The sequence below is a fragment of the Streptomyces sp. NPDC000151 genome, assembly GCF_040301705.1.
GTDB lineage: Bacteria > Actinomycetota > Actinomycetes > Streptomycetales > Streptomycetaceae > Streptomyces.
In genome coordinates, this window is record NZ_JBEPFC010000091.1 from 15,731 (window position 1) to 28,800 (window position 13,070).

Below are 13,070 nucleotides of genomic sequence, written 5' to 3' on the forward strand. Positions count from 1 at the left end.
TGAGCTGTTGACCGTGTAAGCACAACGGGAGGGGAAACATGGGCGGGCACGACCGGCTGGTTGTCGACTACACGCTGCTGGGGTCTTCGAAGAGCAATCTCCGGGACATCAGGAAGGTCCTCGAGGGCATCAACGACCACCGCGACGACATCCGGGACATCTGGGGTCACGACAGCATCGCCGGAAAGATGGACGAGTTCGTTACCAACTGGGACAACTATCGACGCGAATTGCTGGAAAACGTCAAGGACTTGGGGAAGCACGTAGAGGGTGCGCTCAAGAGCTTCGAGAAGCAGGACCTTGACCTGAAGAACGCGACCGAGAAGAAGCACGGGAAAAACGGGGGATAGTAGCTGATGGCACCAGGTAAGGGCAGGCGGCGACCGGTCGACTGGCATCCGCTGGCGGAGAAGGACCCGGTCCCCGGCGATCCGGAGGACATCCGGGACGAGGTCCGCAAGATGAAGGACCTCGCCTCGACCCTTCGCGACCAGGCCCGCATCCTGCGCAAGGTCGACGACGGTGACGCGCTGAAGGGGAAGTACGCCGACAAGATCCGCGAGAAGTCCGGCGAACTGGAGAAGCACTTCCGTGAAACGGCGGCCCGCTACGAACGAGTGGTCGGCGACCTCGGCAACTGGGCCAACGACCTGGAGGGTTACCAGGAGCGGGCGGACGGAATTCTCAAGGCCGCAAAGCAGGCCGATGAGCACCACGCTGCCGAGGTGAAGAAGAAGGAAGCCGAGGCGAAGAAGGACGGCGACAAGAAGCCGCCGGAGGAATCCGACCCCGACAGCCACCTGGCGACGTACCACAAACAGCTGAACGACGTCATCTCCGACCGCGACACCCGCGCCCAGCACTACGCCGGCAACATCGGCGATGACATCTCGGACATCATCAAGGACAGTGGCTGGGAGGATTTCAAGGACTGGGTGCACGAGAACGCGGATACGATCAAGACCGTCGTCGAAGTCCTGAGTTGGGCGGCGACGATCATCGGGGTCGCCGCCATGCTCTTCACGCCGGTCGGATGGCTGGCGACGCTGATCACGGTGGCCACCATCGGTCTCACGGTGGCCGTCGGCGTCGGGCACACGCTCTTGGCCCTTTCCGGCGACGGGAACTGGACAGACGTCGCCATGGACGTCTTCGCGCTGGCGACGTTGGGAGTCGGCAGCGTCGCCATGAAGGGCGTAAAGGCAGCCTCCACAACACTGAAGGCCACCAGCCGAGCGGGGCGGTTCAATCGGTACACGAACCTGCGCAAGCTGCTCGACAAGAACGTCACACGCTACGGCGTCAACTCGGCGCGTGGCCAGAAGGCGCTTCGGGCAAAACAGGCACTGCGCGGGATCGGGGCGAAGGAAACACGACCCGCGACGACCCGGATGGACACCCTGCTGAGCGGCGAGGGGGAGGTCGCCAGCGCGTCCAAGTTCGCCAAGCGGATGCGAGCCGAATTCGGCAGCGATGCCAACGTCAAGGGTGCGGCTGATGCGGTGGACAAGGCTGTGACCAAATTCCGGTGGAACTATGGGGCTGCCACTGGGGTGGACCTGGGAGACAAATTCGGGGAAAAAGGCCCGATCGCGGACCAGTACGGAGACGCCAAGGATGTCCTGACGCGTGAGGTCGGCAGCCGTTGGTGACGGCCCCGAGGTGAAGCCTGGCCGACCGAAGTCGAGCAAGCCAAACCCGAAGCAGTAAAAAGCCTAGAAAGTAGAAGACAGTGGCGACAATCCCGGCGAAAAGCCCTGAAGAGTCCAGGGCCATGAAGCTCCTTGCTGTGTGTGCGCTGGTGCCGATCCTCTTTGCCGCCTTCCAGGATCTCGGCAGCAAGTATGGCGGAATGGACTGGCTCACCATCGAATACTTCGTGTGGCCGGCCATGATTTCGCCGGTGTTGATGCTGGCTCTGTTGATCGGAAACCGAGAACTCATCCGTGACCCGCGGAAGGGCGCCAACTTCTCGCAAACAATCAAGATCGTTTCCTGTCTGTACTTGATCCCGAATGTCATGTCGGCCATCGGTTACAGCTGGCTGGCCGTGATTTCGCTGCTCGCCAGCGTGACGATCTTGGTGGCCGACCGGCTTCTGAAGAAGCAGGCGTCCGCGTGAGTGCATCCGATCTCGAGCAGCAACCACCGGCTGCCGAGAGGGCCACTCCCCGTGGCTACGAGCTCGTCCTGCCACCGGGCTGGACCCGCATCCCCCTGCGAAACGGCACGAAGGAAGCACTCGAGAAGGTCCTCTTCTCCCATATGCAGCAAGTCCCGGAGGGCATCCCCCGGGACGATGCGATGCGCTTCCGCCTGGACATGCGCCGCCATATCGAGAAGCAGGCCCGTGCTGCCAAAAGAAACGGCGGCCTTGACCTCTACCTGCCGGTGCTTCCGCGCGGCGGGGTCTTCCTCATGGCCTCGTTCATCGTCGCCGAAATGCCGATCGGCCAGGACCGTACGGTGCCGCCGGAGGCAGTGCTCGATCAGCTGGTCAACGAGGGCGCCCCCGGCGGAACGGCGTCGAAGGCGGAAGTGGCAGGGGCACCGGCACTCCGCCGCTTCTACCGCTCCGCCCCTGACGTGGCGGAGCTGAGCTCTGCCACCGAAGCCGTACAGCAGACCGCCCTGCCGGCCTGTCGGGTCGAGTACGTGATCCCCGTCGTGGACGATCCGGGCCGCTGGATCAGCATCAACTTTTCCACACCCGGCGACGGCGACCTCGACAGTGAATTCACCGGTGTGCTTGTCGAGTTGTTCGACGCGGTGGTCGGAACCTTCAAGTGGAGTTATGAATGAGCTGGCTCAACGTCAAGCACGCCATGAGCCTCGCCCCGTGGATCCGCATCCCGCTCATGTGGCCGGAACCGGGCCTTGAGGACGTCGAAGAGGCGCAGTCGCCGGAGGCGTGGGCGCGCTACTTCGCCGAAGGCCTGTGGGAGGATTTCGCGTCGGAGAAGCCGGAACCGGGCGAAGTCGACCTGCTGACCAACATCCTGTTGATGTACGCCCTCAGGGCGCCCGCCGCCTTTCCGGGCTTCGAGGTCTTCCTCCATCTCCCGCACCCGAGGGAGATCCCGATGCCGACCTATGTCGATCTGGTGGAAATCGAAGAAGGAGAAGATCGGGAAGCGGCACTCCGTGCGCTGACCCATGCCGATGCCGACTACGCAGTCGAGCCGCCCGTCGTCGAGGACTTCGACTCCCCACATCTGGGATCCGGTCTGCGGGTGCTGCGCTATTACCAGGACCCGGACCCCGACAGCAACGAGGTGCACGTCGGCGTCCGTTACGCCTGGCGCTACGAGAAGGACTCGGAAGCCGCGGACGTCCTGATCATCCTGAGTGATCCCTCCGCCGGCCGGGTCCTCCGCGCCCTCGAAGACGTCGACGAATTCGCCCGGACCATCCGGATCAGCCCGGACGAGGAAGCGGACAGCTGGATGCATGCGTGACCCTGATCGACAATCCGGTGAGCGGCCGACGTCCAAGGAAACGAGTAACCGCGTGACGCACAGCACTCCCCTGCAATACGGGCTCGACTTCACCGAAGAACTGGCGGACGGGTGGATCGCCGTCCCGATCCTTGAAGGAAGGGGAGCCGCCCGGACGCGACGCAAGTGGGCGAAGAACTTCGCCGAATTGCACTGTATTCTCCTCACCGGCGATGAGCGTCTCAACAAGGCGCAGGTGAAGGAATTCGCTCGCATTCTCGAGGGTCTCTCGGAACAGCTTCCGCAGAAGATTCCCATGCAGCACCTGTTCGCGTACGCGCCGGATCTCCACAGGGCCCCGTTGCCGTTCTTCTTCTACGCAGCGGAATCGACAGGGCCAGTGGAACCGGTCCTGGACACGCTGGTGCAGCGTCACGAGCCCGGCGCCTTGCAGGCGCCGCACATAGTGGACTTCAGCACCGACAACCTCGGCAAGGGGTTGCGCTCCGTTCGCCGGTTCGTGCACGAGGGGAGCGGGGTCCCGTGCATGTCGGTCAACTACGGGTGGCGCGTCGACTCTCTTGGCATCGACCTGTCCCTGCGCACCGTCAGCGATGACATCGAATGGGTGTCCGCGAACATTGACGCGTTCGACGATTTCGCCCGCAGCCTGTATGTGATTCAGTGACACGGAGATGGGGATAGTGAATGGCGCGGCAGGCGCACGAGGTCGCTGTCGGCGGGGAACGCGCAGCTGAGGAACGAGCTCGGCAGGACCGGTCGGCGTTTCTGCGATGGCTGCTGTTCTATCTGGTATCCGTGGCCGGCATCGCGGGACTGATGTGGCTGGGGCCTGCGGTTCCATTGCCAGGCTGGATCAGGGCCCTGGGCTTTCTGTTGGCAGCGATCCTCTTGCCGCTCGCCTCGATTCTCGTACCGGTCCTCCGGCTACGGCGTATCCCTCGAAAGCAGCGGAAGGGGGCGTGGCAACTCGTGCTGCCGATTATCGCGGGCGTCGGGCTGGCAGTGGTGTCGGGCGAAGCCGGCGAGGACGCGGCGTTGCAGGAGCGTGGCCAGTGGATCAAGGCGCAGGTCGTGGCGGTGGAGGACAAGAAGACCGACCGGTGCACTGTGGAGAGGCTCGACGGGCGGGAGATCAAGCCCTCGCTCTCGGAGGGCGGTGGCTGCGATCCCGAATTCGTTGACGAGGGTGACGTGCTGAGGGTTCGGTACGACCCCGAGGAGGCGGCCGGCCCCGTGGACGATTCCTGGGAGCCGGGCTCCTACGGGGGCGGGATCGCCGGTCTGGGGACGGTATTTGTGGTCTTCGGTACGTGGGGCAGCACACGGATGGCCCGTTGGGACCGGGACTACGTCGGCGCGTAGCACTTGGGACTGGCGTGCGAACACATTGCCCTCATCGTTTGAAACCGCCAAATCCAGGAGGTGGCATGACGTCGTCCGGTAAGGGTGAATCCAGGGCCCTGCTTGCAGTTCGAGTGACTGCGCTCGTGCCCCTACTCTGGTTCCTTCTAGTAGGGGCGATCGGGAAAATCGCAGGGACGCACTGGCTGCCGATCGAAGCGTCCGCCTGGCCCTTGATGATCGGGCCCGTTGTATTGACTGCGGTGTACGTGAAGTATCGACGGGATATCCAGTGCGCCGCTGAGAATGTACCCGACGTGCGATGGTTGTACAGGATCGCTGCGGGGTTGTTTATTCTCGCGAATGGCCCACTGGTGGCCTTCTATTCGTGGGCCGCCGTGATTCCGGTAGCACTGTGTGTGGCAATCTCGTTGGACGGGCTGATCAAGAGGCCCGGCCAGAAGGCTCCGTGATCTCCAGCAGGACGGCCGAAGGGACGCCGACTGGGATACAGCCGCATCATCCCGCCGGGGTGGCCTCGGCTCCCCGCCGTGACCTGGGGGAGAGGGCTCGTGCTGCACGGCGTAACGGCGGGACTGGCGTCAGCCGTCACCGCTGCACCAGCGGAGGGGGGCTTGGTGAGGCCGGCCTGATCCTCATCGCCTCCGGTCAGCCCTCCGTGGGCCCCTCCGATGAGCCCTCTGAGAGCTCCTTCAGTGGGTGGAGTGTTCCCAGCAGAAGATGGACCAGTTCCGTCACCACCGCGTCCAGAGGGGCGTCGATGAAGCCCGCTGACCATTCGTAGAGGAAGCCGTTGACCGCGGCGACGAAGACGGTGGCGGCGAGGCGGTAGTCGCGGGGGGCGGCCTCGCCGCGGGCGGCTGCGGCTGTCAGTTCGGCGCTGATCAAGTCGGCCCATTGGGCGCGGCGGGCCATGCGGTGCTGTTCGAATGCCGGGCTGACGCCGACGACTTCGACGAAGGCGACTCGGGCTCGGCGGGGGTCGTCGGTCACGGCCTCGGCGTACGCGCGTACCGCCGCGGCGGCCCGCTCCTCGACGCCCCGCTCGGCGGCCGCCGCGAGCGCCGCCACGGCCGCCTCCTCGCCCCAGCCGTTGACCTGCGCGTGCAGCGCGGCGAGCAGTTCCTCCAGGTTGCGGAACTCCTCGTAGAACTGGCGGGTGGACAGGCCCGCTTCCTCGCACAGCGCGGTGACGGACGTGGCGCGGTAGCCGGGGCCCGCGCCGAAGAGCTGCAGGCCCGCTTCCAGGAGTCGCTCGCGGCGCTCCGCGCGCCGTTCGGCGGCCGGCCTGCCCGCGTACTTCCGGGTGGGTTTACGGGCGGGCCCGCCTCCCGACCGCGCGTCCGCCACCGGTGCCTCCGTCTCGTTCCCGACCCGACCCAACCCCACCCGACCCAACCCCACCCGACCCAACCCAACCCAACCCAACCCCACCCGACTCCGTCCTCCGGAGCCGGGCGTCCCCGCCCCGCAATTATCCCGTGCACGGGTATTGCCTGCCGTCAGGGCCGGACTTACCGTCAGGTAACCGATTCTGAACACAACCGTTTTCGGATTCTCGGCGATGCGGTGTGCTCGGACGGCGACGGCCCCCTCACCTTTCGTGCCTCGTGATCGTTCTCCTGCTGTACGAGGCGGGCCGGCGGTTTCCCCCACCCCCACCCCCACTTCTCAGGAGGACATGATGGAACGCACCCCTGCCCGCGGCAGACCATCCGCTGCCGTACGGCGCTGGAGTACGGCCCTGGTCACCGCGGTGTGCCTGAGCGCGACCGTCCTCGGCACGGCCGGGCCCGCGCGGGCCGACACGGCACCGGCCCGGGAGTCCGTGCCGGTCGGCGGTCTGCCGGAGGCCGTGCACAACTTCCTGTACAGCCCCGACGCGGTCGCCGGCGCGAACGACTGGGGCTGTGAGCCGGACGCGGCGCACCCGGAGCCGGTCGTCCTCGTGCACGCCACCGGCGTGAACGTGGGTGCGAACTGGACGAAGATCGCCCCGACGCTGGCCAACGAGGGCTACTGCGTCTTCGCGTTCAACTACGGCATGACCGGGCTGTCGGCCGGCCGCGTCGGCGGCCTCGGCGACATCGCGAAGTCGGCCGGGACGATGGCCGCCTTCGTCGACAAGGTGCTGGCCGCGACCGGGGCCCGGAAGGTCGACGTCGTGGGCCACTCGCAGGGCGGCATGATGCCGCACTACTACCTCAAGCGGCTGGGCGGCGCGAAGAAGGTGGACACCGTCGTCGGGCTGGCGCCGTCCAACCACGGCACGACCCTCAACGGCCTTACCGAACTGGGGCGTTCGCTCGGCGTCCTCGGCCTCGTCAATGGCGTCTTCGACGGGGCGGGCGCACCGGCCCTGCACCAGCAGGAGGCGGGCTCGGCGTTCCAGAAGGAGCTGTGGGCGGACGGCGACACCGTACGCGGGGTGAAGTACGTGGTGATCGAGACCCGGCACGATCATGTGGTGACGCCGTACAGCAATGCCTTCTTGACGGCGGACGGTGCGGCGGAGGGCGACGTTCGGAACGTCACTGTTCAGGATCAGTGTCCGAAGGATCCGGTCGGGCATGTCGGCATGTTCGTCGACGGGCCGACCGTGCAGAACGTCGTCAACGCGCTCGGGCCCAATGATCCGGGTTTCCGGGCGGAGTGCGCGGACTACGGTTTCGCCTTCTGACCCGTCGGGCATCGGCACATCCCCACCCGATCTCCTGCACAAAGCCGCCCCGACAACTGCACGAAAAGTGCCGGCCGACAGAGCCTCAGAGGAGGAACGGGGTGATGAGGCCGAGGGCGATCATGCCTGTGCAGAGCAGCCAGAAGCTGATGCGGGTGCGGCCGCGGCGGCTGAGTTCGGCGGAGACGGCGCACAGGCCGATCAGGGCCAGGTACGCGGCGACCGTGTGGGCCGAGGTGTGCGCGTCGATGTGTTCGATGAGGGCGCCGATGCCGCCGGCCAGGAAGAGCAGGGAGACGACGAGCTGGGTGAGACGGGCGTCGCGGGGGCTCGACGGGCGGTGGCGCCGGCGGCGCAGTACCGCGCGGCGCTCCCGCGGCGTGGCGGACTCCATGAGGAGTGCGATGCCCTGGTCATCCAGGTCGTTGTGGGGAGGCATGCGCGGGATCGTACCGAGGGTGGTGGCGTTGTGGGACGGGGTGCGAAAGGGCTGGTGGAGGTTGTCGGGGCGGGGTGTGGGGAGTGTGTGACGGGCGTGTGATCACCCGTCACCGTGACAGTCGGCGGTTCCCCGCACCCCGCACCCCGCGCCCGCCCCGGTACCCGCACCCTCACCCGTCACACATCGTCAGCCCCGCCCGATATAAGGCATCCCCGTAGCCATCACCGTGGCGAACTGGACGTTCGCCTCCAGCGGGAGCGCGGCCATGTGGAGGACCGTGCGGGCGACGTCCGCCGCGTCCATGACCGGTTCGACGGCCAGTTCGCCGTTGGCCTGGAGGATGCCGGTCTGCATGCGGCCTGTCATCTCCGTGGCCGCGTTGCCGATGTCGAGCTGGCCGCAGGCGATGTTGTACGGACGGCCGTCCAGGGACAGGGACTTGGTGAGGCCGGTCATGGCGTGCTTGGTCGCGGTGTACGCGATGGAGTGCGGGCGCGGTACGTGTGCGGAGATCGAGCCGTTGTTGATGATGCGGCCGCCCTGCGGCGACTGGTCCTTCATCGCGCGGAAGGCCGCCTGGGCGCAGAGGAACGCGCCGTTGAGGTTCACGTCGACGACCGAGCGCCAGTCGTCGTAGGAGAGGTCCTCCAGGGGGCCGGGCGGGCCGAAGGTGCCGGCGTTGTTGAAGAGCAGGTCGAGCCGGCCGAAGCGGTCGTGGACGGCGGAGAAGAGCGCCGCGACATCGTCGGGGTCGGCGACGTCGGTGGGGACGGCGAGGAGCTCGGCGCCGTCGCCGGCCAGTGCGGCCGTCTCCTCCAGGGCCTTCGCGCGCCGCCCCGCCAGCGCCACCGACCAGCCCGCGGCGGCCAGCGTCAGCGCCACCGCGCGGCCGATGCCGGATCCGGCGCCCGTCACCACGGCCACCTTCGGATTCTCCGTGTGAGTCATGGCAGGAGCGTAGGCCACTCAAGTCACGTCACATCCCGTGCCCCGGACCAGGCCGTCCGGGCGAGTATGCCCCGCTGTGTCCGTTGCGGGCCCAGTCCTCATCCCGCCGTCATCGTTGCGTCGTACATCCGACGCCACGTCGCCGCCCCCTGCCTCTGCAATCACAGCAGACAACGAGAAGTCCGAAAACACTTCAGCCAGGGCAGGGGCAGATGACTCAGCACTCCCAGCACGACCAGCGGTTGCGGGCCGCCGCCGAGCATCTCGGCCGCCGTCGCTTCCTCACCGTCGCCGGTGCCGCCGCGACGCTCGCCTTCGCGACCAACCTGCCGGGCGCCGGCGCGGCCTACGCTGCCGAGGTGGACGCGAAGCAGCTCTCCGAGAACCCCTTCACGCTCGGCGTCGCCTCCGGTGACCCGCTCCCCGGCTCGGTCGTGCTGTGGACGCGGCTGGCGCCCCGCCCGTACGAGCCGGGCAACGGCATGCCCGACGCGCGCGTCTCCGTGCGCTGGGAGATCGCGCACGACGAGAAGTTCACCCGCATCGCCGGGCAGGGCAAGGCCGAGGCGCACCCGGAGTTCAACCACTCGATACATATTGAGGCGACCGGTCTCGGCCCGGACCGGGTGTACTACTACCGGTTCCGTGCCGGTGACTGGATCAGCCCGGTCGGGCGGACCCGTACCGCGCCCGCCCGCGGCGCGCGCCTCCAGAGCCTGCGGCTGGCGGCCGTCTCCTGCCAGGCGTACCACGACGGTTACTTCACCGCCCACCGGCACCTGGCGGAGGAGGACCTGGATGTCGTCTTCCACCTCGGCGACTACATCTACGAGTACCCGGTGAACGCGGTCGGCGGCGCCCGGAATTACAGCGACCGGACGCTGCCCGCATTGTTCAACAAGGAGACCGTCACGCTGGAGGACTACCGGCTGCGGTACGCGCTGTACAAGTCCGACCCGGACCTGCAGGCCGCGCACGCCGCCCACCCCTTCGTCGTCACCTGGGACGACCACGAGGTGGAGAACAACTACGCCTCCGACATCAGCGAGAACGACCTGCCGCCGGCCGAATTCCTGGTGCGCCGCGCCGCCGCCTACCGCGCGTACTGGGAGAACCAGCCGCTCCGCCGCCCCCAGCAGCCCCGCGGCTCCGACGCGCAGCTCTACCGCCGGGTGCAGTACGGCACGCTCGCCCAGTTCGACATCCTCGACACCCGCCAGTACCGCTCCGACCAGGCGTACGGCGACGGCTGGCACGCCCCGGGCCCGGAGTCCACGGACAGGAGCCGGACCCTGACCGGCGCCACGCAGGAGCGGTGGCTGGCCGACGGCTGGCGCGCCTCCGGTGCGCTGTGGAACGTCGTGCCGCAGCAGGTCACCTTCTCCGAGCGGCGCAGCACCACCGGCGCCGACTACAAGGTCAGCATGGACTCCTGGGACGGCTACAGCGCCTCCCGGGACCGCGTGCTGGCCGGCGCGGAGGCCGCGGGCGTGGACAACCTCGTCGTCCTCACCGGCGACGTGCACGTGCACTACGCCTTCGACATCAAGAAGGACTTCGCCGACCAGGACTCGCGGACGCAGGGCGTGGAGTTCGTGACCACCTCCATCGCCAGCGGCAAGGACGGCGCCGACCGGCCCGCCAACTGGGACGCCTACATGGCGGCCAACCCGCACATGAAGTTCTACAACGGCCGCCGCGGCTATGTGACGGTCGAGCTGGACCAGGAGAAGGCGCGCGCCGACTACCGGACCGTGTCCGCGGTGACCACGCAGGGCGCGCCGGTCGCCACCGTCGCCTCCTTCGTCTCCGAGGCGGGCGACCCGGGCCTCAAGCCCGCCTGATCCAGCCGTCCGGGGGGTGCAAAACAGGCCGGGGTCCGCGCGGACATGACACCATGGTTCGTACATCTACACACCATGGAGACACTCATGTCGGACCCCGGCCACGCCACGGCCGAGAGCCATCAGAGCCGCCCCAGTCCCCGAATATCCGCCGCGACCGGCGGCCCCGGCCCCGGTCCCGCAGCTGACGGACCCCTTCCCACCGGCCCCGTTTCCACCGGCCCCGCGCCGACCCCCGCGGTACGCCGTACGAGCCTCCTGGTCACCCTCATCCTGGGCGGCCTGACCGCGGTCCCGCCGCTCTCCATGGACATGTACCTCCCGGCCCTGCCGGCGGTCACCCGGTCCCTGCACAGCCCCGCCGCCACCGTCCAGCTGACCCTCACCACCTGCCTCGCCGGCATGGCGCTCGGCCAGATGGTGGTCGGGCCGATGAGCGACAAGTGGGGGCGCCGCCGCCCGCTCCTCATCGGCATGGTCATCTACGTACTGGCCACCGCCCTGTGCGCGGTCGCCACCAACGCCGAGTTCCTCATCGGCGCGCGGCTGATTCAGGGCCTGGCAGGCGCGGCCGGCATCGTCATCGCCCGGGCCGTGGTCCGCGACATGTACGACGGCGTGGCGATGGCCCGCTTCTTCTCCACCCTGATGCTGATCTCCGGTGTCGCGCCGGTCGTCGCGCCGCTGATCGGCGGGCAGATCCTGCGCATCACCGACTGGCGCGGCGTCTTCGTCGTGCTCACCGTGATCGGCGTGCTGCTCACCCTCGTCGTCTGGCGGAAGCTGCACGAGACGCTGCCGCCGGAGCGCCGGCACGCGGGCGGCCTCGGCGCCGCGCTGCACACCATGCGCGCGCTGATCACCGATCGGGTCTTCGCCGGGTACCTGCTCGTCAGCGCCTTCGCCTTCGCCGCGCTCTTCGCGTACATCAGCGCCTCGCCGTTCGTGATCCAGGAGATCTACGGCGCCTCCGCGCAGACCTACAGCCTGCTCTTCGGCATCAACTCCGTCGGGCTGGTCCTGCTCGGCCAGCTCAACGGGAAGGTGCTGGTCGGACGGGTCTCGCTGGACAAGGTGCTGGCGATCGGGCTGGGCCTGATCACGCTCGCGGCCGCCGCGCTGCTGCTGATGTCCACCGGCGTCTTCGGGCCCGTCGGGCTCGTGCCGATGGCCGCCGGGCTGTTCGTCCTGATGGCCTCGATGGGCCTGGTCATGCCGAGCACCAACACCCAGGCGCTGCTGCGCACCTCGCACGCGGCGGGCTCCGCCTCGGCGCTGCTGGGCACCTCCACGTTCCTGATGGGCGCCGTGGCCTCCCCGCTGGTGGGTATCGCGGGGGAGCGGACGGCCGTGCCGATGGCCGTCGTCCAGGGTTCCTGTGCACTTCTGGCGCTCGCGTGCTTCCTGGGACTGTGCCGTCCGTGGCAGCGTAGGGAGGAGTCCACGGAGGACGGCGGTACCGGCGAGAGGACCCGGCTCTGAACGCACCCGCACCACTACGCCACGGCACCCCCGCCCAGGCGGGGCTCGATCCGGCATGGACGCGGCGGCTCGTCGCGGAGATCCGCGCGCTGCCCGGAGGGCCGGCGCCCTGCTGCGCAGGGGTCGTGGCGGTGGCGGGGCGCGGGCCGGTCGTCGCGGTCGAGGAGGCCGCGGGGTGGGCGCTGCGGTACGGGTCCTACGACGTGGACCGCGGGCGGGGGATACCGCTGGCCCGGGAGCGCTGGGAGCCGGTACGGGCGGGCACGGTCTTCGACCTGGCGTCACTCTCGAAGCTGTTCACGGCGATCGCGGTGCTGCAGCGGGTGGAGCGCGGGACGCTCGGGCTGGACGACCCGGTGGCCCGCCACCTGCCGGCCTTCGCGCCCGCCGTAACGATTCGCCACCTGCTCACCCACACCTCGGGGCTGGCCGCCGAGCTGCCGCTGTACGACGGGGCCGTGGCCCCGGGGAGCGACCGGCTCGGGCCGCTGTGGGCGGTGGCCGCGGCTGCCGTGCCGGGCCCCTTCTGCTACTCCGACCTGGGCTTCATCGCCCTCCAGCGGCTGCTGGAGACGGTCGAGGGCGAGCGGCTCGACGTCCTCGTCCGGGACGGCATCACCGGCCCGCTCGGCATGATCAGCACCTCGTACGGGCCGCTGGCCCCGGCCGGGGTGGCCGCCACCGAGGCCGAGGTACTGCTCAAGGCCCGGCGGCGGTCCTGCGCGGGCGGCGTGGTCCGCGGCGAGGTGCACGACGAGAACGCCTACGCGCTGGGCGGCGTCGCCGGGCAGGCGGGGCTCTTCGCCACGGCACAGGACCTCGCGGTGCTGTGCCGCGCGCTGCTCACCGGC

The 13,070-nt window shown here is 68.4% G+C and carries 14 protein-coding genes; 11 read left to right on the forward strand and 3 right to left on the reverse strand.

Annotated features, from left to right (window positions below; all coding sequences use genetic code 11):
* Nucleotides 1–38 precede the first annotated feature (38 nt).
* The 7 genes from ABT381_RS23365 (at nucleotide 39) to ABT381_RS23395 (ending at nucleotide 4,823) form a co-directional block, all read left to right on the forward strand.
* Nucleotides 39–350 carry a hypothetical protein gene (locus tag ABT381_RS23365; RefSeq protein ID WP_351597614.1) on the forward strand — a complete coding sequence of 104 codons (312 nt, stop codon included), beginning with the start codon at nucleotides 39–41 and terminating at the stop codon, nucleotides 348–350.
* Nucleotides 351–356: 6 nt separating this feature from the next.
* Nucleotides 357–1,652, forward strand: a complete 1,296-nt coding sequence (locus ABT381_RS23370) for a putative T7SS-secreted protein (RefSeq protein WP_351597617.1) — start codon at nucleotides 357–359, stop codon at nucleotides 1,650–1,652.
* Nucleotides 1,653–1,774: 122 nt separating this feature from the next.
* Entirely contained in the window at nucleotides 1,775–2,122 is a 348-nt protein-coding gene (locus ABT381_RS23375) for a hypothetical protein (protein WP_351597620.1), read from the forward strand.
* A complete protein-coding gene (locus ABT381_RS23380; RefSeq protein ID WP_351597623.1) occupies nucleotides 2,119–2,802 on the forward strand; it encodes a hypothetical protein in 684 nt (227 codons plus the stop codon). Before ABT381_RS23375 ends, ABT381_RS23380 begins: the two co-directional genes overlap by 4 nt.
* Entirely contained in the window at nucleotides 2,799–3,458 is a 660-nt protein-coding gene (locus ABT381_RS23385) for a hypothetical protein (RefSeq protein WP_351597625.1), read from the forward strand. Before ABT381_RS23380 ends, ABT381_RS23385 begins: the two co-directional genes overlap by 4 nt.
* Before the next feature lie 52 nt (nucleotides 3,459–3,510).
* Nucleotides 3,511–4,125: a hypothetical protein gene (locus ABT381_RS23390; RefSeq protein ID WP_351597628.1), complete on the forward strand. Its 615-nt coding sequence runs from the start codon at nucleotides 3,511–3,513 to the stop codon at nucleotides 4,123–4,125.
* 20 nt (nucleotides 4,126–4,145) lie between these two features.
* Nucleotides 4,146–4,823: a hypothetical protein gene (locus tag ABT381_RS23395; protein WP_351597631.1), complete on the forward strand. Its 678-nt coding sequence runs from the start codon at nucleotides 4,146–4,148 to the stop codon at nucleotides 4,821–4,823.
* Nucleotides 4,824–5,471: 648 nt separating this feature from the next.
* Here ABT381_RS23395 and ABT381_RS23400 read toward each other — a convergent pair.
* Nucleotides 5,472–6,173 (reverse strand): TetR/AcrR family transcriptional regulator, encoded by a 702-nt coding sequence (locus ABT381_RS23400; protein ID WP_351597634.1) that lies wholly within the window; start codon nucleotides 6,171–6,173, stop codon nucleotides 5,472–5,474.
* Nucleotides 6,174–6,504: 331 nt separating this feature from the next.
* Here ABT381_RS23400 and ABT381_RS23405 point away from each other — a divergent pair, with 331 nt between their 5' ends.
* Nucleotides 6,505–7,503, forward strand: a complete 999-nt coding sequence (locus tag ABT381_RS23405) for an esterase/lipase family protein (protein WP_467754069.1) — start codon at nucleotides 6,505–6,507, stop codon at nucleotides 7,501–7,503.
* Nucleotides 7,504–7,588: 85 nt separating this feature from the next.
* Here the strand turns inward: ABT381_RS23405 and ABT381_RS23410 are convergent, their stop codons facing one another.
* Together ABT381_RS23410 and ABT381_RS23415 are read right to left on the reverse strand one after the other, a co-directional pair.
* The gene (locus ABT381_RS23410) at nucleotides 7,589–7,942 is read right to left on the reverse strand and encodes a hypothetical protein (RefSeq protein ID WP_351597640.1); all 354 of its coding nucleotides are present in this window, start codon (nucleotides 7,940–7,942) and stop codon (nucleotides 7,589–7,591) included.
* Nucleotides 7,943–8,131: 189 nt separating this feature from the next.
* A complete protein-coding gene (locus tag ABT381_RS23415; protein ID WP_351597643.1) occupies nucleotides 8,132–8,893 on the reverse strand; it encodes an SDR family oxidoreductase in 762 nt (253 codons plus the stop codon).
* Nucleotides 8,894–9,105: 212 nt separating this feature from the next.
* On the opposite strand from ABT381_RS23415, the gene ABT381_RS23420 reads away from it, so the two are divergent.
* The 3 genes from ABT381_RS23420 to ABT381_RS23430 form a co-directional block, all read left to right on the forward strand.
* Nucleotides 9,106–10,737 carry an alkaline phosphatase D family protein gene (locus ABT381_RS23420; RefSeq protein WP_351597645.1) on the forward strand — a complete coding sequence of 544 codons (1,632 nt, stop codon included), beginning with the start codon at nucleotides 9,106–9,108 and terminating at the stop codon, nucleotides 10,735–10,737.
* Nucleotides 10,738–10,824: 87 nt separating this feature from the next.
* Nucleotides 10,825–12,219 carry a multidrug effflux MFS transporter gene (locus ABT381_RS23425; protein WP_351597648.1) on the forward strand — a complete coding sequence of 465 codons (1,395 nt, stop codon included), beginning with the start codon at nucleotides 10,825–10,827 and terminating at the stop codon, nucleotides 12,217–12,219.
* Between the two features lie 131 nt (nucleotides 12,220–12,350).
* Nucleotides 12,351–13,070 (forward strand): serine hydrolase domain-containing protein (locus ABT381_RS23430; RefSeq protein WP_351597652.1); only part of this gene is annotated, 720 nt, incomplete at its 3' end.